This is a genomic window from Mesosutterella multiformis, from assembly GCF_003402575.1.
GTDB lineage: Bacteria > Pseudomonadota > Gammaproteobacteria > Burkholderiales > Burkholderiaceae_F > Mesosutterella > Mesosutterella multiformis.
The window spans coordinates 166,948-191,929 of the sequence record NZ_BGZJ01000002.1 but is presented as its reverse complement, the minus strand read 5'-3'; the positions used below and the strand labels follow the sequence as shown (position 1 = coordinate 191,929).

Genomic DNA, 24,982 nt, shown 5'->3' with positions numbered 1-24,982 from the left:
AAGCCGGTTAAGTGATTGCAAAAGATGCTTTTCTTCATCTTTTTCTCATGCTTTAATTACCCGGTAGTTAAAAATTCAATCCCGGGAGAACTAGTTTCTGGTACCTCCAAAGGGATGACAATCAAAGGTTAGAAAAGATGAAAAAGACTCTTCTCGCAGCTGCTCTGCTCGGCTCCTTCGCCGCTTCCGCTTTTGCCGCTCCGTCCGTGACGCTGTACGGCGTGGTCGACACCGGCCTCAACTACACCCACTACCGCGCTGATGACGGCAAGACCGCCTCGACCGATACGTTCTCCGAACAGTCCGGTCAGACCGCCTCCTCCCGCTGGGGTCTCCGCGGTGATGAGAAGATCGGCTCCGTGACGGTTGGCTTCAACCTCGAAAACGGCTTCAATTCCGATGACGGCACCGAGGCGATGAGCCGCCTCTTCGGCCGTGAAGCTTCCGTGCATGTCGCTGGCAAGTACGGTACCCTGTACGCCGGCCGTGAAGGCAAGCTGATCAGCACCGCTGGCGCGGCTGCCATGGGCGGCATCTTCTCGCCGTTCTCCGTCCTCTGGGGCGACGCCGGCATCAAGGCTCAGACCGGTACCGACTGGGGCCGTATTGACAACTCCCTCACCTATGTTTCCCCGTCCTTCTCGGGTCTTGAAATCCGCGCCCAGTACTCCTTCAAGAACGACGGCACGAAGACCGGTGACGAGAACTCCTCTGACGTCGATCGTTACGCCGCTCTCGGTGTGAGCTACAAGAACGGCCCCGCGCAGTTCGGCCTGATCGGTGACTACTCCATGTGGAAGAACGTTGCCAAGGCTACCGAGAACGTCGATAACGGCTTCAGCGTCATCGCCGGCGGCAACTACGACTTCAAGGCTGTCCGCGTTTACGGTCAGGTGAACTATTTCGACAACCAGTCTACCCTCGTGAACAGCGTGGGCGGTCTTGATAAATTCACGGCCACCACCAGCACCACCGACGAGAAGGGCAACCTCGGCTACGAAGGCTGGGGCATTTCCCTCGGCGCCACGGCTCCGGCTTTCGGCGGCACGGTTATCGCCGGTGTCTCTTACCGCGATGCTGAAGAAGTCCAGGGTGACAACGAGTACAAGCGCTGGGAAGCCGCTCTCGGCTACACCTACGCTTTCTCGAAGCGCACGAACGCCTACGCTGGCGTGACCTACGCTCAGCAGAAGGCTGAAATGAAGGATAAGGATCAGACCCCGTCCGCCGTCGGCGTGATGGCTGGCCTCGTCCACAAGTTCTAATCTGATCTTCAGATTAAAGCCTGCACTGATTTGATTCAGTGAAGCCCCCGGAAGCGAAAGCCTCCGGGGGCTTTGTTTTGCCTCGGAAGAATCCGGGAGCTGGTTTTTTTGTTGTTTTTCCGCAACACAAAAACCCGTGACATTCTTTCGTCTGCCGCCGCTTTCCGCGGCTTAAAACTCACCCGGAGAAGGCTGATTTTCCGGGGCTGGCCGAAGGGAAGCGGATTCTCGGTGAATAGCCATAAAAAGAACGAATTAGGCGGTTTATCGGTTTTATTTCCGATCACATTCCGCTTTTCAGCCGGGCCCCCTCATGCTCTAATAAGAGTGAAGAGGAAACCGCGGTCGCATTTCGCGTTTCCCGTATCACAAAAGACACGTATTGACTCAGCAGAAAAAAGCAAGACAGCGACTTCACCCATCGCCGTTCTGAGGTCCCCCGGAGGAACCGCGTTCTTCCGGGGTTCTTCTATATGGAAAGCCGCCTTACTTCCACTCGGAATACGGGTGGGCGACGAGGTTTGAATTGTAGTAGCGGGGATCGCCTGAGACCTCCTCTCCAATCCACTCCGGTTTCTCAAACGGCTCATCGACGCTTCCGAGCTCGATCTCCGCGACGACGAGTCCCGCGTTGTCTCCGAGAAACTCATCCACTTCCCAGACGTGCTTTCCCCGAAGAATCCGATAGCGGTTCTTTTCAATGAGCGGCTTTTCGGCGAGCTCCGTCAGCATCTCGTTCGCATCATCCGCCGGGATCACGTACTCAAACTCAAGCCTCGCGATCCCGTTATTCGGCCCCTTCACCGTGATGAAGCCCTGATCCCCGATCGTGCGGACACGCACCGTGCGGTCGAAGCTGCTATTCAGGTACCCCTGGCGGTAACGGATCCCAGGGGCGAGCGCTTTCCACGCGTCCCCCTTCACGAGAAACTTCCGTTCAATCTCTTTTCCCACAGCGGACTCCTATTTTTTCTGAGGTTCCTCGGAACCGGTTCAATTCTGTCGTTCGCTAACTATCGCACTTTTTACCGCTGTAAGCCGCCGGGACCGTCGATCACCGCTATCACAATAATTTATCTGTGATTCTTAAAATCTGATTTTGTGAGAGTTTTTGGTGCCGATTCACCGAGATAGGGAACCCGCGCGACCCGAATCTGTGCACCGGTTTGGAGCACCCGAGGTGACCCGCCAATAAAAACAGGCGTTTTCGGGATTTTGAAAATCTGGCACGGATTATGCGATATCGAGGATAAGAAAAGACTTCCGGCGCTTCCTCGGGGCGCCGGCACTCGAAAACCGCATGGGAGACGCTTATGAAGCTCATCACTGCCATCATCCACCCTTACCGGCTGGACGCCGTAAAGGACGCGCTGGAAGAAATCTCAATCTCCGGCATCACGGTGACTGAAGTCCGGGGGCACGGCCGGCAAAAGGGCCACACCGAGGTTTACCGCGGGGCGGAATACGAAATCGATTACCTCCCGAAGGTGAAGATCGAGATCGTAGTGCCGGACGACGTCCTCGACACCACGATTGAAACGATCTGCGCCGCGGCACGCACGGGGAAGATCGGAGACGGAAAGATTTTCGTCTCTCCCATTGAATACGCGCTCCGGATCCGTACCGGAGAGGAAAACGAGGAGGCCCTGTCATGACTCTCCGCACCACACTTCTGAAACTCGGGGCCGCGGCTTCCGGCCTCACGGCGAGCGTTTCCGCCTTTGCGGCGGACACCCTTGATAAAGGCGACACCGCGTGGATGCTCGTCGCGACGGTCCTCGTCCTCTTCATGACGATCCCGGGAATCGCGCTCTTCTACGCCGGCATGGCGCGGAAAAAGAACATTCTCGGCACGATCGCGCAGGACTTCGCGATCTGCGGCGTTGTCACCATTCTCTGGTTCGTGATCGGTTACTCACTCGCGTTTTCGGAAGGGAACTCCTTTATCGGCGGGCTCTCCTTCCTCGGGATGCAGGGGATCGGCGTCAATACGCTGCAGGGCTCTATCCCGCAGCTCCTCTTCGCGGTGTTCCAGATGACGTTCGCGGTGCTCACCGCCTGCCTCATCACGGGTTCCTGGGCGGGCCGCGTCAAATTCTCAGCGATGCTTGCCTTCATGGTGATCTGGAGCCTTCTCGTTTACGCGCCGATCTGCCACTGGGTGTGGGCCTCTGACGGCTTCTTCTTCAAGCTCGGGGCGCTCGACTACGCGGGCGGCACGGTCGTTCATATCAACGCCGGTATCGCGGGTCTTGTGGGCGCGCTGATGCTCGGGAAACGGAAGGGCTACGGCGTCACCCCGATGCAGCCCGCGAACCTCACGATCGCGGTGGTCGGCGCCGCGGTGCTCTGGGTCGGCTGGATGGGCTTTAATGGCGGGTCGGGTCTTGCGGCGGACGGGCGCGCCGCGATGGCGATCGTGGTCTCCCAGATCGCGGCGGCCGGCGGCCTTGTCGCCTGGATGGCAGCCGAATGGGCATACCGCGGGAAGCCCTCACTGCTCGGCATGATTTCAGGCGCCATCGCGGGGCTTGTCGGCATCACCCCGGGGTCTGGCTTTGTGGAGCCGCTTCCCGCCCTCGCGATCGGTATCGCGGCAGGTCTCGTCTGCTTCTGGTCCGTCACGATCCTGAAGCGGAAGCTCGGGTATGACGACGCGCTGGACGGCTGGGGCGTGCACGGCGTGGGCGGCATTGTGGGCGCTCTTCTCACGGGTGTCTTCGCGACAGCCCGCGTGACCGGCACTGATCTCCCGCCTGTCATGACACAGGTCGGCATCCAGGCGCTCTCCGTCATCGCGACGCTGGTCTACGGCGGCCTCATGAGCGGCGTGATCCTCTACGTGATTGATAAGGTGATGGGGCTCCGCGTGTCCGCGGACGACGAACAGATCGGTCTCGACCTCGCGCTCCACGGAGAACGTATCGAATAACAGAAAGGTTTTTTGGAATCACTTGCCGCAAAATTAAGGGGAGGAGGCCTGGCTCATGCCAGACGCGCCTCCCCTCTTTTTTACGTCGGTTCAGGGCGTTTTCTCTGATTTTTAAAGCGGAAAGAGACAGATGAGAAAAAATTAAATAGCCAAGCTATTAAAACCGGTAGCGATAATAATGACATCAGAGAGCCGATCAAGGCTCCGCAGAAAAAATCCCGTTCCCGGCATGCTCACCCGAAAATTCCGTCGCTCGGCGCTCAGTCTCGCGCTCAGCCTTACACTTCTCGCTCCGGCTTCAGCCTTCGCGCTGACTACCGCTCAGGCTCACTCGGCTTCAGGCGAGCCGCTCCTCACGATCGACTTTTATGACGAGGGAGACGTTTTCACGCCTCCGGATCCGGTGAAAGGAGACCAGGCGACAGACCCTGTGACCTCGAAAGGAACGCTTTCAGCCGATCAGAAAAACTCGGTCGAGATGGCGCTTAACTACGCGCTCGGATACGTGACGCAGGGCAAGACTTACGCCTCAGAAGGCCGGATGGCGGTTTATGTGGAACACGATGACAACGCGTCATCCTTCTACATCAAAGGCTCCGAAAACGCCGATGGCACCTATAACTCGCCGATCTTCGATCTTGTCTCGAAGGATCAGCTGACGCGCGGCGTGCAGATCCTCTTTGAAGCTGACAATGCGTCGGACATCGCGACTCCGACTCCTTACCTCTACCCGATTATTGAGGAGGCGGGCACCGTGTTCGCGCCGGTGATCGTGCATGAACTCGGACACTCGCTCGGCATCATCGCGCCGAATGAAGGAATCACGACAGCGGAGACGCTCTCAACAGATCTGATCTGGTTCGATAAGAGCAATCTGACGCCGTTCGCGTCCCACCTATACTCCTGCATGGTCTGGGACGAGGCGGCCCAGCTCTTCAGACCCGATCCCACCGTGCCCGGTGTCAGGGCGGCGGCTGGCACCGTGATCACGCTGACCCCGTCCCCGTACCGCACGGATGAACTGCGAGAGACCATTACCCCGACCCCGGAGGATAGCGGGAAGTTTCTTGTCTCCGCCTACAACACTTCCGGGGTGTATTTCCGGGGGCCCCACGTGAGCGAAGTGCTGAACGGCGCCTTCAGCAACTCCATTCCGGTGAATGGTTACCAGGACTACTTCTACGAAGACTACGGAATAACGCTCTTTTACGCGGAGCTTTCTCACCTTGAGCTCGAACGCAGTCTCATGAGCCATCAGAGGTACCGGAACTACACAATGCTCCTCGAAGCGGAGCTCGCGGTGCTGCAGGATATCGGGTATGACATTGATCGGAGCCTCTTCTACGGTCACTCGATCTATAACGACGGTCTCACGGTCACGAATCAATACGGCTACAGCCACGGGACAACGCTTGGGATCGGTCTTCACGTGTTCGGAAGCGGGAACACCGTGACACAGGCAGCACCGATCGCCGCTTCAGGCGAAGCCGCGGTCGGAATCCGGAACGACGGTTCGGGGAACACGATTTACGTTCCCGCAGGGACGACTGTATCGTCCTCCGGCGTTCACGGTATCGGGCTTCTTTTCGCCTACGGAAAGGATAACCGCCTGATCCAGTCAGGGACGGTTTCCGCGCCTGGCGAGGGCGGTATCGGAGTCCGGTTTGATTTCGGCCACAACGCGATCGCGGATTTCTATGGGTATCGGGGCTCCTTTATCCATTACGTCGGCGGAGAAAACCAGCCTGTCACGGGACTCTGGAACGGATACCCGCTGAACCTCGATGGGCCGCTCATTAGGTCCTATGACCTCTCAGGCAGTCTCTCGGGGTCGGACGCCGCGATCTATATCGGCGAAAACGCGCTCGTTTCCGCGATCAACATTCTGCGGGGAGCTTCAATCACCGGAGACATTATTTCGGACTGGAATCCCGATCTCACGCTCGAAACAAGCGAAGGTGAAACCCTTTCCGTCGTGAATAAAGCGGCGGCCGAGGAAGCGGGCGTCCCGCTCTACACGGATCTCAATTTCGGGTACCGGACCGCGTCGGACGGAAGCGCGGACACGTCATCCGCTGACCCCGATTTCAACCTTACTTATAACGACTCGATTTCGGGGCCGGAAACCATCAGGCTGAATGTCATCGGCGGGAACCTGACGCTGACAGGCAAGTCTGACGTCTATTCGATCCGGAATGACGCGACACTCACACTCGGGACCCCGGCGTCAGTCGCCGCGACGACTACCTTCACGAATAGCGACAACGCGACACTCGTGACGCCGATCACGGCGGACGGAACGCTCGGCGTCATCGCCACGGAGGAAGCAGGAAGCAGCCTTCAGGGCACGTGGTGCCTGACGCCCCCTGAAACCTACTACCGCACCGGCACCGCGATCACCGCGCGGCACTCGGCGGTCACGCTGAACGGCGGCAATCTCGAGTGGGAAGGCACAATCGCAGCCTATACCCGCTCCCCCACGCTGACACTCAGGGTCACAGGGAGCCGCGCGACCCCCACGATCACGGTGGAACGGCCAAGCGACGCCTATAGCCAGTACGGGACATCGCCCGCTGCCCGCGGCGCGGGATCCGGAGTGCTCGCGCTTGCCTCGGCCGCGGAAGGTGACACGCAGACACTCATCCGCACGATCGACTACCTCCCGAACGGCGCGGCAGTGGACGCGGCGCTTTCGCAGCTCTCCGCCGAAACCTATAACGCCGCCGCGGACGCGGAGCTCCGGAGCATGAGCGCCGCGAACACCGCGCTCTTCACCCGGGTTCACGCGTCGACACTTGAGGCGAAGGCGAATCTTGCGGCGTCTGACAGTGTTGCCGCGTCTGGATTCCCCATCTCACAATGGACTGGCTACGCGATGCCGTTCGCGTCGAGAACGCTGCGGCACGGACTCTCGGGGCATGCGGACTACCGGGGGTCGGCCGCCGGCATTCTTTCCGGGATAGAAAGAAACGCCGGGGATGGTCTCACCTGGGGGCTCGACGCCGGGCTCATCGGGCGTCACACCTCACTTCATCAGAATCACAATGACCGCGTGAATTCCGCTGGGTTCTCCGTCGGAACCCACGTCTTCTATTCGCCGGACAACTGGAACGGGTTCTATATCGCGGGAGCCGCCAACGTCGGGTTTGACGAGAACCACTCGAAGCGCCGTATCGCGATCAGTGACTACCGCCGCACGGCGAAAGGCCATTACACGAGTGTTGGAGCGTCAGGCCTTGCCGCGCTTGGCAAAGACTTCTTCGCCGGAAACGTGTCGTTCGGTCCGATCGTCACCGCCGAATACGGCGTAACGCGCCGCGAGGGCTTTACGGAGCGGGGCGGTGACGGCGTGAACCTCCGAATCAAAGGCGGAAGCGAAGACACCTTCGCGACAACGGTTGGTGGCCACCTTTCAGGCTTCTCCCGGACCGAAACCGGGCTGCGGCTCGCCGCGAACCTCACGGCGGGCTGGAAGCATGAATTCACAGGAAGCGGTTACACGGCCACGGCGTCGTTTGCCGGGTACCCCGGCACCGCGTTTGAAACCCGGACAGAGCGCGGAGCCCGGGACGGCTTTGTGATCCAGGGCACCGCGTCGCTCCAAAGCCCGGGACGCCGGGTCTTCGCGAACCTCACCTCGGGGTACGCGCACGACACTGGGTTCAATGTCGGATTTGAAGCGGGGTTCCGCTTCTGATCCCGCCGGATCTCCTGAGCTTATAAAAACAGGAGGGCAGTCCTTCATAGACTGCCCTCTTCGTTTTCGTTGTATCCATGCGGCGTCAGACAAGACCCGGACGACGAACAGATCGTTCTCGACCTAAAGCTCCACGGAGAACGTATCGAATAACAGAAAAGTTTATTTGGCATCACTCGCCGCCAAGTGAAGGAGAGGAGGCCCGGCTCACGCCAGGCACGCCTCCTCTTTTTTACGTCGGTTCAGAGCTTTTTCTCTGATTTTTAAAGCAGAACGAGACAGATGAAAGGCAATTAAATAGCCAAGCTACTAAATCCGGTAGCGATAATAATGACATCAGAGAGCCGAACAAGGCTCCGCACAAAAATCCCGTTCCCGGCATGCTCACCCGAAAATTCCAGCGCTCAGCGCTCAGTCTCGCGCTCAGCCTCACGCTTCTCGCTCCCGCTTCAGCCTTCGCGCTCACCACCGCACAGGCTTACTCGGCCTCAGGGGACCCGCTCCTCACGATCGAGTTTTATGACGAAGGGGACGTCTTTACGCCCCCGGCACCAATAGAAAGCGACAATGTTAAAGAGCCGAAAACTTCAGAAGGAACACTTTCGGCCGATCAGAAAAAATCGGTCGGGATGGCGATCGACTACGCGCTCGGCTACGTGACACAGGGACGGACTTACGATTCAAAAGGCCGGATGGCCGTTTATGTGGTACACAATGGCAACGCGTCATCCGCCTACATCAAAGGTGCCGAAAACGCCGATGGCACCTATAACACGCCGATCTTCGATCTTGTCACACAGGATCAGCTGACGCGCGGGGTGCAGGTCATTTTTGCATCTGACACTGAACCGGTCTTCACGCAGCCCACGCCGTACTTCTATCCGATTGTCGAGAAAGCGGGCACACAGTACGCGTCAGTGATCGTGCATGAGCTCGGTCACTCGCTCGGCATCGTGTCAGAGGTTGATGGAGGCACGACAGAAAAGACGCTGTCAGAGGATCTGATCCGCTTCGACGAAAACGGCTGGACTCCGTTCGCGGACCACCTTTACTCCTGCATGGTCTGGGATGAGACGGCGCAAAAGTTCAGACCGGACCCCTCGGTACCGGGTGTCAAAGCGACGCCAGGCGGCCTTATTACGCTCACCCCCTCCCCGTATGTCACGGATGTACTGAGCGAGACCGTCACTCCGACCCCGGCGGATGGCGGAAAGTTTCTCGTCTCTGCAGCCAGCACTTCCGGGGTGTACTTCAGGGGTCCGCATGTGAGCGAAGTGCTGAACGGCGCCTTCAGCAACTCCATTCCGGTGAACGGATATGAAAAACACAAGGATCTTCAGAAAGGAGTGACGAGGTTTTACGCGGAGCTTTCGCATCTTGAGCTTGAACGCGGTCTCATGGGCCATCAGAGGTACCGCAACTACACAATGTTCCTCGAAGCGGAGCTCGCGGTGCTGCAGGATATCGGGTATGACATCGACCGGAGCCTCTTCTACGGTCACTCGATCTATAACGACGGTCTCACGGTCACGAATCAATACGGCTACAGCCACGGGACGACGCTTGGGGTCGGCCTTCATGTGTTCGGAAGCGGGAACACCGTGACGCAGGCCGCCTCAATCGCGGCCTCAGGCGAAGCCGCGGTCGGAATCCGGAACGACGGCTCGGAGAACACGATCTATGTCCCCGCGGGAACGACTGTGTCCTCCACGGGTGTTCACGGCATCGGTCTTCTTTTCGCCTACGGAAAAGAGAACCGCCTGATCCAGTCAGGGACGGTGTCCGCGCCTGGCGAAGGCGGTATCGGGGTCCGCTTTGATTTCGGCCACAACACGGTTTTGGACACCCTGGAATACCGCGGCTCCTTTATCCATTACGGATCTGGAATAAATAAGCCGATTTCGGGTCTCTCGAACGGATACCTGCTGAACCTCGATGGACCGCTTGTCAGGTCATACGACCTCTCAGGGAGTCTCTCGGGGTCGGACGCCGCGATTTATATCGGCGAAAACGCGCTCGTTTCCGCGATCAACATTCTGCGGGGAGCCGCAATCACCGGAGACATCGTTTCGGACTGGAACCCCGATCTCACGATCGAAACGCCCGATGGCGTCGCCGTATCCGTCGTGAATAAAGCGGCGGCCGCGGAAGCCGGTGTCCCGCTTTACACGGATCTCAATTTCGGATACCGGACCGCGGCGGACGGAAGCGCTGACACGTCATCTGCCGATCCCAATTTCAGCCTTACTTACAGCGGCTCGATTTCGGGTCCCGAGACAATCAGGCTGAATGTCATCGGCGGGAACCTGACGCTGACAGGCGAGTCTGACGTCTATTCGATCCGGAACGACGCGACACTCACGCTTGGGACCCAGGCGTCAGTCGGTGCCACGGCCACCTTCACGAATAGCGACAACGCGACACTCGTGACCCCGATCACGTCGGACGGCTCTCTCGGCGAAATCGCCACAGGGGAAGAAGGAAGCCGCCTTCAGGGCACCTGGCGCCTGACGCCCCCTGAAGCCTATTACCGCACTGGCACCGCGATCACCGCGCGGCACTCGGCGGTCACCCTGAATGGCGGCAATCTCGAGTGGGAGGGTACGATCGAGGCCTCGACCCGCTCCCCCACGCTGAAACTCAGGGTCTCAGGTAGCCGCGCGACCCCCACGATCACAGTGGAGCGGACGAGCGACGCCTATAGCCAATACGCCACATCGCCCGCGGCCCAAGGCGCGGGATCCGGGGTGCTCGCGCTTGCCTCGGCCGCGGAAGGTGACGCCCAGACACTCATCCGCACAATCGACTACCTTCCGAACGGCGCGGCTGTGGACGCGGCGCTTTCGCAGCTCTCTGCCGAAACCTATAACGCCGCGGCGGACGCGGAGCTCCGAAGCCTCAACGCCGCGAACACCGCGCTCTTCTCCCGGATTCACGCGTCGGCACTCGAAGCGAAAGCGGACTTCGCGGCGTCGGACGGCGCGCCAGACGCTTTACCTGTTTCGCAATGGACTGGCTACGCGATGGCGTTTGCCGCGAGAACGCTGCGGCACGGGCTCTCGGGGCACGCGGACTACCGGGGGTCGGCCGCCGGCATTCTCTCCGGGATAGAAAGAAGCGCCGGGGACGGTCTCACCTTCGGGCTCGATGCCGGGCTTATCGGGCGTCACACATCCCTCCATCAGAATCACAATGACCGCGTGAATTCCGCAGGGTTCTCCGTCGGAACCCACGCCTTCTATTCGCCGGACGCGTGGAATGGCTTTTATATCGCGGGGGCCGTCCGGGTTGGGTTTGATGAGAACCACTCAAAGCGCCGCGTCGCGATCAGTGACTTCCGCCGCACGGCGAAAGGCCACTACACGAGTGTCGGAGCGTCCGGCCTCGCCGCGCTTGGCAAAGACTTTTACGCTGGGAATGTGTCGTTCGGCCCGATCGTTACCGCTGAATACGGCGTCACACACCGCGAAGGCTTTACGGAGCGGGGCGGTGACAGCGTGAATCTCCGAATCAAAGGCGGAAGCGAAGACACCTTCGCGACGACGGTCGGCGGCCACCTCTCAGGCTTCTCCCGAACCCAAACCGGGCTGCGGCTCGCCGCGGACCTCACGGCGGGCTGGAAGCATGAATTCACGAGAAGCGGCTACACGACGACAGCGACGTTTGCCGGGTACCCCGGGACCGAATTTGAAACGCGGACAGAGCGCGGCGCTCGGGACGGCTTTGTGATCCAAGGCACCGCGTCCCTCCAAAGCCCGGGGCGACGCGTCTTCGCGAACCTCACCTCGGGGTACGCTCACGACACGGGATTCAATGTCGGATTTGAAGCGGGGTTCCGCTTCTGATCGCGCCGAATCCTCATCCCCCTAAAAAACAGGAGGGCAGTCTCCAGCAGACTGCCCTCTTCGTTTCGTTAGATCCAATCGGCGTCAGATCACACGGACAATGCCAGGACCATCCTGCGTTTCCAGCCGCTTCACGTCTTTCATCGGGGGCTCCCCGAAAAGCCGCTTGTACTCGCGGATAAACTGCGGCGAGCTTTCGTACCCGACCGCGGCCGCGGTGTCTGAGACATTCCAGCCCAGCCGGACCATGAGCCGCTGAGCCTCGTAGAGCCTCAGTGTCTTCACGAACTGCAGCGGCGGGAGCCCCGTCACGGTTTTGAAAACGCGGTGGAAAGCGGATGTCGACATGTGGGCGCGGTCCGCAAGCTCATCCACCCGGACCGGTTCCCGATAGTGAGACCGGATCCACTGCACGGCCTCCGTGACCGCATGGCAGCGGGTTCCGGGCATCATGAGCTGCCGGATGGTTTTCCCCGCGGGCGACTTCAGGATCCAGTAGTGGATTTCGCGGGACACGAGAGGCTGCAGCACCTGAGCGTCCTCGGGGTGCTCAAGGAGCCGCGAGAGTCTGTCAAAGGCGTCCGCGAGCGGCTCCGGAGCCCGGTACACAAACCCAAGCTCATCCGGGATCCAGTCGGGGTGGGGGATCGGGTCACGCTTCGTGAGCTCCGCGATGATCTCGGGCTCAAACTGCAGGCCGACTGAAATAAAGGGCTTTTCGTGCGACGCGCCGACCGAGTGGAAGAACGCCGGGACGCAGAGTGAGGACACGAAGCACTGCCCCTCCGTGTAAACATACTTCCGGCCGCCGATGTGATTTTCTTTCGTGCCGGAGACGACGAAGCACGCCATCGCTTTTCCGCCATTGCAGTCGATCACGTCATCGCTCTCCCGCCGATAAACGGAAACGCCTGTGATGTCGGAGTAGAGAATTTCGGGGGTGGGACAGATCCCGTCCAGCCGCGCCAACATCTGGCGGCGCCGTCGGACGAGATCCGGAGACTCCAATGCTGCATTCTTCATAGGAAAAAGCTCTCCATCTTTTTCTATTGCTGCCGGGATATTTTTTTGTAGTTTCGCCTTTTAGATTAACGCTAAAAGAGCGCGGATTATGAGACCGCGACACCCCATTTTCTTGACGGATATTCTCAAATACTTAACGGATATTTTTTAGGAATTCCTTTATATTTTAAGGGGTTGAAGTAATTTTTACTTCAACACATGAGAAAAAAGTTGTAAACGCCCGAGGCAAAGCTGTAAGGCCCGATGGAAGCCCGATCGAGTGGACAGAGGACCGCACGTCCTCAGGCGCTGGCAGCCTGATAAAACAATAATGAAAGAGCCATACGCAATGAACCAAACAAAATTTATCTCGCGCCGGACATTCCTCACCGGTGTCTCAGCCGCGGCGATCGCCGCCGCCTCTCCCGCGCTCTTCGCCGCCCCAAAGCCGAAAGCGAAGGCGCTCATCATCCTCTTCTCCCGCTCCGGGAACACCGCGTACCTCGCGGAGCGGATCCACGCCGAAACCGGCGCCCCGATTCTCCGGATTGAACCGAAGGTTCCCTACGCTCCCCGCTACAGCGATATGACAGACGGGGCACGTGAAGAAATCCGGAAGTGGAGCCGCCGTGAAATCAAGACGAAGATCCCGGATCTCTCGGGGTACGACACGATCTTTATCTGCGCCCCGCTCTGGTGGGGGCATCTCGACACCCCGATGCGGACGTTCCTCATGGATCATCCGCTCGCGGGGAAGACGATTTTCCCGGTGACGACCTCGGGGAGCTCGTCCCCGGCGGGTGTCGTCGCGGATATCCATAAGCTCTGCCCCAAAGCCAGGATCAAGCCGGAATTCTGGGTGCCGGGGGATGAGGCTCGGAAATCCGATGCGGAACTGAAGACGTGGCTTAAGAAGAGCGGCTTCTGACCGGCAATCGACTCCCCGGCGCGGTTTGCCCGGGGCTCACGCCTGTAGGAGAATGGGGAAGACTTTTTAATGTCTTCCCCATTTTCTTTATGCCGATCACGTCTGACCTGACACCGCTTCCTGAATTCACTTCTGATGAGAACCTCAATCGTCTCACGGAAGCGCTCGCTCCTTTCGGGTTCACAGCGGGGAGCGGAAAAGCGGCGGAACCGGGACTCAGCTTCCGCGTGAGCGTCCGGGAGGCCGGGGGTGCGGCCGCCGCCCGAGCCGAAGGCGCGGGGCTTGTCTTCAAACGGAAAGCGAAACCAAGTGCCGTGTCAGACGACACCCGGCTTCTCCTTCTCTTCACCGCGGCGGGAACCTCTGAAATCGCTGAAGGGAAGACGAAGCTCCTGGTGACCCCGGGCAGTTTCGTTCCGATCCTCACGGACGAAGACCTCCGGATCACGATTCCTGCGGGAAGCCAGATGTTTCTGCTTTCGCTGCCGCTCGCCGCGGTGCCGGATTCGGACGAAATCCCCCGGCGCCAGATCCCGAAAACCGGGATCCAGGGGAGCGGCTGGGCCTCTGACGCCTTTATCCGGATTCTCGAAAGTTTCTTTCGCGCCGCGTTTCTCTATGGGGACGAGGATTTCGCGCGGGCCGCGTCCGCTCTCCCCGCTTTCCTCCCGCCCGTGATTCAGGCGCTCCCGATGCGCCGGGCGAAGCACCCGAGCGCGGCGCTCGGCACCCTCCGGAACACCGTTCTTGGGATCATGACACGCCGCCGAGCCGAAAAAGGGCTGTCGCTCGAAGAAATCGCGTCCGACGCCGGAGTCACCACGCGCTACATCACGGAGGCGTTCCGGGACGCGGGGACCACCGCGATGAATGAACTCGTGAGGATCCGGGTGGAAGCCGCAGCGGCCGACCTCCGGGATCCCGAACTCTCACGCCTCCCCCTCCGGACGATTTCTGACCGGAACGGGTTCGCGACGCAGCAGCACTTTTCCCGAGCGTTCCGGCTCCGGTTCGGCGTCACGCCGAATCACTGGAAGAAGGGTGAAGGGAGCGCCGCGTAGCCTTTTATCGCGCCAGGCGCCCCGATTCCGGCTATCCTTGAAGTTACTCAATAAGTCGCAAAACTCCCGTAACTCAAAAAATACCAAAAAGGATAAAAAGCCATGGCTCAGATTCTTGGCATTGTTCAGACTTCAAGCGGCTCTTCCGAGCTCCTCCGGTCGCTCTGCGAACAGTACCTTCCGGGGATCGAAGTGCGTCAGTTTATCGGTGAAGGGCTGCTCAACCCCGCCATTTCCGAATCCGGTCCTGCCCCCGCGGACAACCGGGCGCTCTTCCATCTCTACGAAGCGGCTGAAAATGTCGGCTGCGACGCGATCCTGAATGAATGCGTGGTGTATGGGAACACCGCAACCGCGCTCGCGAGCTTCTTTAACCCCCGTATTGTCCGTATCGATGAAGGGATGATCCTCGACGCGCTGAAGATCGGGAAGCGCTTCGCGATCTTCGGCACCGCGAAGGCCGCCCTGCACCCGAGCGAAACGCTGCTCCTTAACCTCGCCTACCGCCGCGGGCTCGAGGTCACGGTGGAAACGCATCACGTGACGCGGGAAACGCTCGCAGCCGAAGCCGCGAAGGTCGATGGCACGGTGGACGCGATTCTTCTCGCGCAGCCCTCGATGGCAGCGCTTGCGCCGCAGCTCACGGGTTTCAAGACCCCGGTGCTTACGGTGCTCGATTCCGGTTTCAGGCTGCTGCGTGACGTGATGGCGTCGCTTGCCTGATACACGCTCTCATCCGGCTCAACAGAAGAAGCCCTTTCGCCTAGAATGCGGGGGCTTCTTATTTTTTTCGCTTTTTCGCTTGAGGTTTATCTTTCATGCTCCGCTCTGACTTTGAAATCATGGCTCCGGTCGGTTCCCGCGAGTCGCTCTACGCGGCGTTCCAGGCCGGGGCTGACGCTGTGTACTTCGGGGTCGGAAAGCTCAACATGCGGGCGCACTCCGCGAACGCCTTCACGATTGAGGATCTCCGGGAGATCGCGGAGCTCTGCCGCGAGAAGGGCGTCAAGAGCTACCTCACCGTGAACACGATCGTGTACGACGAGGAACTCGACGAAATGCGGCGGATCGTGGACGCCGCGAAAGCGGCCGGCATTTCCGCGATTATCGCGTCTGACGCCGCGGTTCTCGGCTACGCGAAAAAGGCCGGGGTGGAGGTGCATCTCTCGACGCAAATGAATATCTCGAACACCGAGGCGCTCAGGTTTTACGCCGCGTACGCCGATGTCGCGGTGCTCGCGCGGGAGCTCAACCTCGAGCAGGTGAAGCGGATCCACAGCGCGATCGTTTCGGAACCGATCCTTGGGCCCTCCGGGCAGCCGATGCGGATCGAGATGTTCTGCCACGGGGCGCTCTGCCTCGCGGTGTCGGGTAAGTGCTTCATGAGTCTCGGGACCCGGGGCGAAAGCGCGAACCGCGGCCAGTGCCTGCAGACCTGCCGCCGCTCTTACCTCGTGAAGGATAAGACGCGCGATATCGAGCTTGAGGTCGATAACGAATACATCATGAGCCCGAAGGACCTGAAGACGATCGGGTTCCTGGATCGGATGATTGACGCCGGGGTGCGCGTGTTCAAAATCGAAGGCCGCGCCCGGGGACCGGAATACGTCCGCACGGTGGTCGAATGCTACGACGAAGCGATCCGGACCTATATCGCGGGTGAGTGGGACGAGTCCTGCCGCACGAAGTGGGACGCGAAACTCGCCGCTGTCTTTAACCGCGGGTTCTGGGAGGGGTACTACCTCGGAGCCCCGGTCGCGGATATCACGAACGGCTACGGGACCAAGGCGACCGAGAAGAAGTTCTACGTCGGAAAGTGCGTGAATTTCTTCGTGAAACCTTCGATCGCCGAATTTGTGCTGGAAGCGGGCGGCTTCAAAAAGGGCGAAAAGCTCCTCATCACCGGCCCCACGACGGGCGCGGTGTACGCGGAGCCCACTGAGATCTTCGCGGATGAGAAGCCCGCCGACACGTTTGAGAAGAAGGACGACATCACGTTCAAGGTCCCCGAGCGCGTCCGCCCGGGTGACAAGCTTTACGTGATCCGGACGCGCGAAGCGTAAGAAAAGCGCTCGAAAAGCGCCAGAGCGGCAGTGTCCTCGCGTTGGACCTGCCGCTTTTTTTGACGTTCTGAAAAACCGACCTCTGGGACACGCCGGGTACCGGAAAACCGTCTTACATCAATTCAAAGCCAAAGTTACCTCAAGATAGGTAGACCACTTTGATTATCAAAGTGTTAGATTTATTGGTATACCGATATACAGCAACTCACGGTAGATTGTTCCGGTGCTTTCTGCTGATGGAGTGTTTCCATGAAAAAGTCGCAGATCATCAAAATCATTGTGTGCTTCCTGCCGCTTCTCCTCCTCTTTCTTCCGGCCCCCGCCGGAATGAACCCGAAAGCCTGGGAGCTCTTCCCCTTCTACGCGGGCGCGATTCTCGGAATCATGCTGCATCCGTTTTCTGAGGCCGCGATTCTCCTCATCTTCCTCGGGTTTTACTCCGTCACGATGAAAGGCCAGGCCGTGGCGCTCTCAGGCTACGCGCTCGCGATGACGTGGCTCGTGGTCGGCGCGTTCGTGATCGCGCAGGCATTCCGTGACACGCAGCTTGGGAAACGGATCGCGTATCACCTGATCCGGATCTTCGGGCGATCGGCGATTGGGCTCGGGTACGCCGCGGCGTTTTCGGACTTCATCATCGCGCCGATGACCCCTTCGAACGCCGCTCGGACCGGCGGCATCATTTTCCCGATCTTCCGCTCGGTCGCGGAGACGCTCGGTTCCACGCCGAATCACAACCCGGAAAAGATCGGTGCCTATCTCTCGCAGCTCCTCTACATCATCACGATGGCGACCGGCATCACGTTCCTCACGAGTTACGCCGCTAACGGTGTCGCCTGGGCGATGACGGATCAGATCCTCGGGCTCCAGATCTCGTGGATCCAGTGGACGATCTCCTTTATCGTGCCGGCGGGCGTGGTGCTTCTCCTCGCGCCGCTCATCATTTATAAGATTTATAAGCCGACAATTGGAAAAATCGATAACAAGCGGATCGCGGCGGAGGGGCTGAAAGACCTCGGTCCGATTTCGAGAAACGAGAAGATCCTTCTCGTCCTCTTCCTTCTCGCGATCATTCTCTGGTCGACTTCGTCCTACACAAAGATCAACTCCACCGCGGTGGTGCTCGCCTTCATCGCGCTCACGCTTCTCACCGGTGTCCTCAAGTAGAAGGACATCGCGGTGAACGGTCAGATCTGGTCGACCCTCATCTGGTACGGCGGCATTCTCGGGATGGCGGGCGCCCTCAATAAATTCCAGTTCTTTAACTGGCTCGCCGGGTGGCTCGAGACCTATATCGATTTCTCGTCCTTCAGCCACATCGGGCTTCTGATCACGCTTGTCTTCGCCGGCACCGCCTGCCGCTACCTCTTCGTCTCCTGCGGCGCGTATATGGCATCCGTGATCCCGGTGCAGTACACGATCGGGCTCGCGGCGGGGCTCCCGAAGATGGACATGTTCCTTGTCTTTGTGATGTGCGGCGTGATGGGCGCTTACGTCACTCACTACGCGAACGCCGCGGGCCCGGTGCTTTTCGGCGCAGGATACGTGCCGCTTAAGAAGTGGTGGGCCACAGGGCTCTTCATGACACTCGTGAGCTACGTGATCTTCGCGATCATCGGTGTGCCGTACTGGAAGATCCTCGGGCTCTTCTCCTCACTCTGAGCCTTGAACCTAACTTAAACCTTACGTAAGAGCGGGATGCCGGTTTTAAGGCATCCCGCTCTTTCTGTTTTTGTCTTTTTTTAACCCGCCGGAAGGTGTTCAGGTAGCCGGGGCAGGGTATTGCGTCCCAGAAATAAATTTCCACGTTATTCGTTATAGGAATAGCGGCAGGATGAAAAAAAGTTCCCGTCTTTTTTCATCAAAATGAGAAATTCACCTTATAACGGGATTTTTGCCTATTTCTGCACGCAAAGTCGCCATCTGTCCTTAACGGGTTCTTAAATCCGGAAACCCGTAAGACAAAAACCGCTTTAAGAATGGGATTAGTAATGTTTTCTTTCGCCCAATAAAAAACCTGTACCGCCTACAGCCTGTCAGAAATCTGTCACACGGAGTACCTATTCATGAGATGAGATCAAAGTCGCATAACCTGATAAAAACACTGAATTTTCAGGCCTCTCGGGAAGGGGAATCCCGTATTTGATCTATGCCAAAGATTATTGACATGAATCAGCAAATACCTACTTGGTGATAGTGGTCAAAGTTGATTTATCAAATCACAAGTGATACATTGTAAATCGTTCAATTACCGAGAGAAATCACGGGCGTTGAACATGGTTTTTACTCTGTGTGTCGGTCTAGGTCACTCTCATCCTGATTCTGCGTCGGTGAAGTGAAGACAAGATCGAATTTAGTGGAAGGCAGTTACATAATTGCCTTCCATTTTTTTATCTGTGAAATTCCGGGTGAATAACCATTCAGACGGGATCCCGGCGCGTTTGGCGGCGGGAAACTCACCCCGCCTCATTTATGCGTTCAGATAGCGCTCAATGTCATCCGGCGTCCGCACCCCAAGCTTCCGGATAATCGCCGCGCGGTGCACTTCAACGGTCCGCACCGTGATCCCGGTGCGCTCACTGATCTGGCGGTTTGTGAGCTTCTTCCCGATCAGTTCCGCGATCTCGCGCTCGCGCTCCGTCAGTTCCTGAACTTTCGCCCGGATCGCGCCTTCGGTTTCAACCGCCCCGGTCTCACTCACGCTGCGGGTCACGGCCCTCGCTATCGCGGTGAGAAGCCTCTCCTGCCGCACGGGTTTCTGAACGAAATCCACCGCGCCGTCCCGCATGGCGCCAACCGCCATATCGATGTCGCCGTTCCCGGTGAGGAAAATGATCGGAAGCGCGTACCCACGGACATTCATTTCCTGCTGCAGCTCAAGCCCGCTCATCCCCGGCATCCGGACGTCGAGAATCGCGCAGCCCGGGGTAGAGGGCGTGTCATCCGTGAGAAACGAGCGCCCGTTTTCGTACGTCTTCACGCGCCACCCTTCCGCGGTCAGCATGAATTCGAGCGCTTCCCGCATCGCGGGATCATCGTCCACCGTCCGAATGAGGCACTTCGCCTTGATGTCATCCGAGATTTCCGGGATCTCCGTATTCGTCATTTTTTCTCTCTCCTTATTTCTTTCTGACCTCAGGCGCCGCCCCCTCCCCAAGGGCCGCCGCCCGGCGTATTTTTTCAGTTCAGGTCGCCCGTCCCCTGGGAGCCCGTTTCTTTCTTTGAGTCCGCGGCGGTTTCGGCTTTCACAAAGTCCTCTGCCGGACCCGCCGGATCTTTTTCATTTCCTTGAGCGGATTCATCCGCGGGGGTCTTATCGCCCCCGTCCGCGGTCGGGAGATGCACGTAAATCGTGACACCCCGGACACTCCCGTTCTCAATCGAGAGGCGCCCGCCATTCCGCTCCACGATCGCCTTCACAATGAGGAGCCCAAGGCCAATCCCCTCATGCTTTGAGCTCTTCAGGGTTCCCGACGGATTCTCGATTTCGGCGAGCTGCTCCGGGGTCAGCGCCGGCCCGTTATCCGAGACCGCAAGCAATGCTTTACCGGGGTTCGACGCGATGATAATCTCAACCACCCCGTCCGGCTGATCTTTGACGGCTTCCGCCGCGTTTTTGATGAGGTTATAGGAGACGAGCTCCATTTCGAGCTGATCCGCGAAAAGCGTCACCTGGTTCGCGTCGGTGCGCTTAAACCGCACCCGGCTTCCGGACGCGGAGCGGTAGCCGGCAAGCGACCGGGTGACGACGTCGTTAAGCGAAATCGGTTTCCGATCGATATCCTTCGCCCGGGCGTAGGCTCTCACGCGTTCCACGATGTCGCTCGCGCGCTCGGCCTGGGTTTCGAGCTTCCCGAGCGCCATCTCCATTTGAGATTCAGAGGCTTTGCCGCGTTTGATAAGGGACTTCATCCCCTGGGCATAGAGCGAGATCGCGCCAAGCGGCTGCCGCATCTCGTGCGCGAACACCGAGCAGAGCTGCCCGATGATCCCCATCTTCTCCATAAAGCTGATCTTCGCCGCGTCTTCGCGCGACTTCTCCTCGTACTCCTTCTGGATCCGGAGTGACTCCTGGAGCTGCGCCGTACGGCGCTTCACGAGCACCTCGGTTCGGACACTGTGAAGGATGAGACCGAGGACGAGGAGGATCCCGATCAGGATCGCGCTCCAGTAGGTCATGATGAAGCGACTGAGCGACCACTCTCTTAAGTAGCGATAGGGACCGATTTTGAGTCCCTTGAAAAGGGCGTCCACGGACCGGAAGTCGGTCGCGATGCTCCAGTAGAAGCCGTCCTTCGTCGGCGGCATCTCGAGCACCGCGGATGTCACAATCTTCGAGATCTCAGGAGGCGTATTCGCGCTCGTGCCGATCGTCCACGTGGGATAGAGATCGGTTGACCGCTGGCAGGGCTCGTTCTCGTCCCGCTGATCGATCACGCGGAAGAGCCCCTTATCCTCCGGATGCTTCTTCAGCCACCCCTCAAGCCAGCAGATGCGAAGCGTGATGATGTCGACATCCTTCCGCCTCAGGGCGTCAAGGATCGAGACGGCCCCGGGGCCCCCGCCATAAAAATTCGTTTTCTTGAAAAACGATTCCGGGTCAAACCCCTGCCGCAGCACTTCGCCGAGCGCCAATTGATAACCCGTGAACGCGGTGGGGGACGAGGCCCCAAGGACCGAGCCCTTCGCGTCATAAAGCGTCCGGATTCCGGAGTCATTCCGCACAATCAGCGCGGCGCCGTCACTGTGATTCGGGTCCGGGTAGTTTTTGGAAGCGACCGTCGCGAGCGAACTCGCGCCGTACTGCACCATGCGGCGGTAGAAGCCGCTTGACGCGAGGAACACATCCACGTCCCCGCTCTTAATCGCGTCCCGCAGCTGCTCAAGGGTGTACTCCTTCACCCGCAGGTGACGCTTTCCGATCCGCTTCTCAAGCGCCCGGATCGTGTCCGGAATGATTTCCTCGTTGGGCGACGGACTCGTGTAGTAGACGATCCCGAGCGTCACGTCCGGGATTTTTTCTCCGGCCACAGCGGCGCCCGCCGTTCCGGCCGCGAGGACCTGAAAAGCCGCTGAAATAAGGATCGCAGCGAAGGCTGTCCTGAGTGTGTGGGAACGTTTCATGGCATCAGTGTCAGATTGCTTACCCAGAAAGGACAACCGCCGAATAGTCTTTTGACTGAAAACACACTACGTAGTGGTAGGTCGGCGGAACAATGTTCACCGTACTGAAGAGGTCTCAGAAACTTCTTCGGGCCTAGAAAACCAGAATCAAACCTGAAACCAACGTCCGGAGTCCGAACTGCCATTCGAATTCCGGCCGAGGAGAGAACAACATGGAATCTCAGAATAAATTCCAGGTGTCCCGCCGTACCCTGCTCAAGGATACCGCGATCGGCGCCGCCGGTGTGTCAACGATGGGCATTGCGGATATCGCTTCCGCTGCCTCGAAGAAGCCTGCCAAGAAGGCTCATAAGGCGCCGACCGCCCAGATCCGTAACTTCGACATGATCGAAGCGTTCTATGCGAACTATCCGAAGAAGCTCGCCGCGGTCCGCACGAAGCTGAACCGCCCGCTCACGCTCTCGGAAAAGATCCTCTTCACCCACCTCTATGATCCGGAAGCGGTGAAGGAATATAAGCGCGGCGCCTCTTACGCCGAATTCCGTCCGGACCGCGCAGGCACCCATGATATCGGCGGCCCGATGGCGATCCTGCAGTTCATGGTCTCCGGCAAAAAGCGAATCGCGCTCCCCGCCGCGATGGTCTGCGACCACCTCGTCACCGCGAACGCCGGCGCCCGTAAGGACATCGCTTTCGCGGACCACTACAACAAGGAAACGTACGACTTCCTCCGCACCGTGTCCCGCCGCTACGGCTTTGACTTCTGGCCCGCGGGTTCCGGCATCTGCCATCAGGTGTTCCTTGAGAACTACGACTTCCCGGGCGGCATGATGCTCGTCACCGACTCCCACACCCCGACCGCCTGCGGTCTCGGCATGCTCGCGATCGGTGTCGGCGGCGCTGACCTTGTGGACGCTCTGATGGGTTCCGAGTGGGAACTCAAGATGCCGAAGCTGATCGGCGTGAAGCTCACCGGCAAGCTCCAGGGCTGGGCGTCTCCTAAGGACGTCATCCTCCGCGTCGCTCAGATCCTCACGACGAAGGGCGGCACGAACTGCATTATTGAATACTTCGGCGACGGCGCGAACACCATCTCCGCGACCGGCAAGGCGACGATCGGCAACATGGGCGCTGAAGTCGGCTCCACGACCTCCGTCTTCCCGTATGACTCCCACATGAAGGCTTACCTGAAGGCCACGAACCGCGAAGCGGTGGCGGATCTCGCGGACGGTGTCGCGAAGGACCTCCAGGCAGACCCCGAGGTTTATGCTCACCCGGAGAAGTACTTCGACCGCGTGATTGAGCTGAACCTCTCCGAACTGAAGCCCCTCATCAACGGCCCGCTTTCTCCTGACGCCGCGATGGAACTCGATAAGGTCGGTGACACGCTCGCGAAGAAGAATCTTCCGGAAAATATTGAGGTCGCGCTTGTCGGTTCCTGCACGAACTCTTCCTACGAAGACTTCACCCGCGCAGCCTCAATCGTGAAGCAGTGCCTCGATAAGGGCGTGAAGATCAAGACCCCGCTCATCGTCGTTCCGGGCTCTGTCCGTATTCGTGAAACCCTGAAGCGTGACGGCATTCTGCAGCAGTTTGAGAAGCTGAACGCCACCGTGATGACGACCGCCTGCGGCCCCTGCATCGGCCAGTGGGATCGCCACATCGGTGATAAGACGAAGGTGAACACGATTATCGAGTCCTTCAACCGCAACTTCGCCGGCCGCAACGACGGCAGCAAGAAGACCCAGGCTTTCCTCGCGTCTCCTGAAATCGTGGTCGCGATGGCGATTAACGGCGATATGCGCTTCAACCCGCTTACGAGCACGGTGACGGGCGCGAACGGCGTTTCCTTCAAGCTCGCGACCCCGGTCGGTGAAGAACTCCCGGCTAAGGGCTTCGCCACGAACGTCGGCGGCTGCATCATCCCGGACTTCAAGCAGGTCCCGGTTGTGGTGGCTCCGAACGCCGAGCGTATCCGCCTCCTCACCCCGTTCCCGGCCTGGAACGGGAAGGACTACGTCGATCTCCCGCTGCTGATTAAGGCGAAGGGCAAGTGCACGACGGACCACATCTCCCCCGGGGGCAAGTGGCTTCCGTACCGCGGCAACATCGACCGGATTTCCGATAACCTGCTCGAGCGCGCGACGAACGCCTTCAACGGCAAGAGCCAGAGCGTCTGGAACGTGGTGAACAAGGACTACGAGTCCCCCGCGAAGACCGCCCGTCTCTATAAGAACAAGGGCATCCAGTCGATCATCGTCGGCGACGATAACTACGGTGAAGGTTCTTCCCGTGAACACGCCGCTATGGAACCGCGTTACCTCGGCGTCGTGGTGGTGCTCGCGAAGAGCCTCGCCCGAATCCACGAGTCCAACCTGAAGAAGCAGGGTGTCCTCGCTCTCACGTTCGTGGACCCGAAGGATTACGACAAGATCCGCGAGAAGGACCGCATCTCGGTGCTCGGCCTCTCCCAGATCGCTCCGGGGAAGACCGTGACGATCGTCTGCAAGCATGAGGACGGCACTGAGGACCGCTTCCAGGCCCAGCATTCGTATAACGCGAAGCAGCTCACCTGGTTCCGCGCCGGTTCCGCGATGAACGCTCTCGGCAAGGCCTAAGCCGCCCGCCGAAAGCCGCTTGAGGCCGCCCCTCCTTCTCTCCCTCTGAGAGGCGGTCTCCTAAATCTCCCATAACGGCTTGTTGGATGGATCCGAGGAGTTCTCTCCTCTCCTGGATCCATCCATTTTTTTGCTTTGGGAACTCCGATTGGGTCCCCGTATAAAGCAAAAGGCCCGCGGTATGAATCGCGAGCCTTCTTTTTGCCGGATGGGTGTCTAGCCCCCGTCCCTTGCCTTCACGGATGGGTGAACCCCCGTCCGTTCCTTTAAGTTACTGAACCAATCGCGCGAAGTCAATCCGAGCCAGCCGCCCCTCGGGGTTTCAGACCGCGCGGGCAAAAAAAAGGAGCTTATCGAAACGGCTCTGATAAGACTCCTTCGGACGGTGCCTGGAAGGCTGTAGGAGGAGACCTCCGGGACACCGGTCGTTCCCTAACTTTTGATCCG

14 protein-coding genes and 1 pseudogene are annotated in these 24,982 nt (G+C 59.1%); 11 read left to right on the top strand and 4 right to left on the bottom strand.

The window, feature by feature from the left end; all coding sequences use genetic code 11:
- Nucleotides 1–137 precede the first annotated feature (137 nt).
- Nucleotides 138–1,265, top strand: coding sequence for a porin (locus M4NBBH2_RS09525; protein WP_116270759.1), 1,128 nt, complete (start codon nt 138–140; stop codon nt 1,263–1,265).
- Nucleotides 1,266–1,751: 486 nt separating this feature from the next.
- Here the strand turns inward: M4NBBH2_RS09525 and M4NBBH2_RS09520 are convergent, their stop codons facing one another.
- On the bottom strand, nt 1,752–2,219 hold the full coding sequence (locus M4NBBH2_RS09520; protein WP_116270758.1) for a CYTH domain-containing protein: 468 nt from the start codon (nt 2,217–2,219) through the stop codon (nt 1,752–1,754).
- Between the two features lie 359 nt (nt 2,220–2,578).
- On the opposite strand from M4NBBH2_RS09520, the gene M4NBBH2_RS09515 reads away from it, so the two are divergent.
- The 4 genes from M4NBBH2_RS09515 to M4NBBH2_RS09500 all read left to right on the top strand — a co-directional run bounded on the left by M4NBBH2_RS09515 (nt 2,579) and on the right by M4NBBH2_RS09500 (nt 11,739).
- On the top strand, nt 2,579–2,920 hold the full coding sequence (locus M4NBBH2_RS09515; RefSeq protein ID WP_116270757.1) for a P-II family nitrogen regulator: 342 nt from the start codon (nt 2,579–2,581) through the stop codon (nt 2,918–2,920).
- Nucleotides 2,917–4,197 (top strand): ammonium transporter, encoded by a 1,281-nt coding sequence (locus M4NBBH2_RS09510; RefSeq protein ID WP_116270756.1) that lies wholly within the window; start codon nt 2,917–2,919, stop codon nt 4,195–4,197. The genes M4NBBH2_RS09515 and M4NBBH2_RS09510 overlap by 4 nt, the downstream gene beginning before the upstream one ends.
- Nucleotides 4,198–4,426: 229 nt before the next feature.
- Entirely contained in the window at nt 4,427–7,894 is a 3,468-nt protein-coding gene (locus M4NBBH2_RS09505; protein ID WP_170135144.1) for an autotransporter outer membrane beta-barrel domain-containing protein, read from the top strand.
- A gap of 380 nt (nt 7,895–8,274) precedes the next feature.
- Entirely contained in the window at nt 8,275–11,739 is a 3,465-nt protein-coding gene (locus M4NBBH2_RS09500; protein WP_116270754.1) for an autotransporter outer membrane beta-barrel domain-containing protein, read from the top strand.
- 84 nt (nt 11,740–11,823) lie between these two features.
- Here M4NBBH2_RS09500 and M4NBBH2_RS09495 read toward each other — a convergent pair whose 3' ends face one another.
- Nucleotides 11,824–12,762 (bottom strand): AraC family transcriptional regulator, encoded by a 939-nt coding sequence (locus tag M4NBBH2_RS09495; RefSeq protein ID WP_116270753.1) that lies wholly within the window; start codon nt 12,760–12,762, stop codon nt 11,824–11,826.
- 328 nt (nt 12,763–13,090) lie between these two features.
- Between M4NBBH2_RS09495 and M4NBBH2_RS09490 the strand changes: the two genes are divergently transcribed.
- From M4NBBH2_RS09490 to M4NBBH2_RS09470, 5 genes and pseudogenes are all read left to right on the top strand, one after another.
- Complete coding sequence (locus M4NBBH2_RS09490; protein ID WP_160117794.1) at nt 13,091–13,669, top strand: flavodoxin; 579 nt, start codon at nt 13,091–13,093, stop codon at nt 13,667–13,669.
- An 89-nt stretch (nt 13,670–13,758) separates the two neighbouring features.
- On the top strand, nt 13,759–14,730 hold the full coding sequence (locus tag M4NBBH2_RS09485; protein ID WP_116270751.1) for a helix-turn-helix domain-containing protein: 972 nt from the start codon (nt 13,759–13,761) through the stop codon (nt 14,728–14,730).
- A gap of 102 nt (nt 14,731–14,832) precedes the next feature.
- The gene (locus tag M4NBBH2_RS09480; protein WP_116270750.1) at nt 14,833–15,453 is read left to right on the top strand and encodes a hypothetical protein; all 621 of its coding nucleotides are present in this window, start codon (nt 14,833–14,835) and stop codon (nt 15,451–15,453) included.
- A gap of 95 nt (nt 15,454–15,548) precedes the next feature.
- Nucleotides 15,549–16,793, top strand: a complete 1,245-nt coding sequence (locus M4NBBH2_RS09475) for a peptidase U32 family protein (protein ID WP_116270749.1) — start codon at nt 15,549–15,551, stop codon at nt 16,791–16,793.
- 249 nt (nt 16,794–17,042) lie between these two features.
- Nucleotides 17,043–18,455 (top strand): annotated as a pseudogene (locus M4NBBH2_RS09470) (DASS family sodium-coupled anion symporter).
- Between the two features lie 808 nt (nt 18,456–19,263).
- Here the strand turns inward: M4NBBH2_RS09470 and M4NBBH2_RS09465 are convergent.
- Nucleotides 19,264–19,899: a response regulator transcription factor gene (locus tag M4NBBH2_RS09465; protein ID WP_116270748.1), complete on the bottom strand. Its 636-nt coding sequence runs from the start codon at nt 19,897–19,899 to the stop codon at nt 19,264–19,266.
- Between the two features lie 74 nt (nt 19,900–19,973).
- Nucleotides 19,974–21,917, bottom strand: a complete 1,944-nt coding sequence (locus M4NBBH2_RS09460; RefSeq protein WP_116270747.1) for a sensor histidine kinase — start codon at nt 21,915–21,917, stop codon at nt 19,974–19,976.
- Nucleotides 21,918–22,129: 212 nt separating this feature from the next.
- Here M4NBBH2_RS09460 and M4NBBH2_RS09455 point away from each other — a divergent pair, with 212 nt between their 5' ends.
- On the top strand, nt 22,130–24,535 hold the full coding sequence (locus tag M4NBBH2_RS09455; RefSeq protein ID WP_116270746.1) for an aconitate hydratase: 2,406 nt from the start codon (nt 22,130–22,132) through the stop codon (nt 24,533–24,535).
- Nucleotides 24,536–24,982: the final 447 nt, after the last annotated feature.

Bases quoted from the DNA above. Each gene is read 5' to 3' on its own strand.
- M4NBBH2_RS09525 (WP_116270759.1), top strand. From the start codon at position 138: ATGAAAAAGACTCTTCTCGCAGCTGCTCTGCTCGGCTCCTTCGCCGCT.
- M4NBBH2_RS09515 (WP_116270757.1), top strand. From the start codon at position 2,579: ATGAAGCTCATCACTGCCATCATCCACCCTTACCGGCTGGACGCCGTA.
- M4NBBH2_RS09510 (WP_116270756.1), top strand. From the start codon at position 2,917: ATGACTCTCCGCACCACACTTCTGAAACTCGGGGCCGCGGCTTCCGGC.
- M4NBBH2_RS09505 (WP_170135144.1), top strand. From the start codon at position 4,427: ATGCTCACCCGAAAATTCCGTCGCTCGGCGCTCAGTCTCGCGCTCAGC.
- M4NBBH2_RS09500 (WP_116270754.1), top strand. From the start codon at position 8,275: ATGCTCACCCGAAAATTCCAGCGCTCAGCGCTCAGTCTCGCGCTCAGC.
- M4NBBH2_RS09495 (WP_116270753.1), bottom strand. From the start codon at position 12,762: ATGAAGAATGCAGCATTGGAGTCTCCGGATCTCGTCCGACGGCGCCGC.
- M4NBBH2_RS09490 (WP_160117794.1), top strand. From the start codon at position 13,091: ATGAACCAAACAAAATTTATCTCGCGCCGGACATTCCTCACCGGTGTC.
- M4NBBH2_RS09485 (WP_116270751.1), top strand. From the start codon at position 13,759: ATGCCGATCACGTCTGACCTGACACCGCTTCCTGAATTCACTTCTGAT.
- M4NBBH2_RS09480 (WP_116270750.1), top strand. From the start codon at position 14,833: ATGGCTCAGATTCTTGGCATTGTTCAGACTTCAAGCGGCTCTTCCGAG.
- M4NBBH2_RS09475 (WP_116270749.1), top strand. From the start codon at position 15,549: ATGCTCCGCTCTGACTTTGAAATCATGGCTCCGGTCGGTTCCCGCGAG.
- M4NBBH2_RS09465 (WP_116270748.1), bottom strand. From the start codon at position 19,899: ATGACGAATACGGAGATCCCGGAAATCTCGGATGACATCAAGGCGAAG.
- M4NBBH2_RS09460 (WP_116270747.1), bottom strand. From the start codon at position 21,917: ATGAAACGTTCCCACACACTCAGGACAGCCTTCGCTGCGATCCTTATT.
- M4NBBH2_RS09455 (WP_116270746.1), top strand. From the start codon at position 22,130: ATGGAATCTCAGAATAAATTCCAGGTGTCCCGCCGTACCCTGCTCAAG.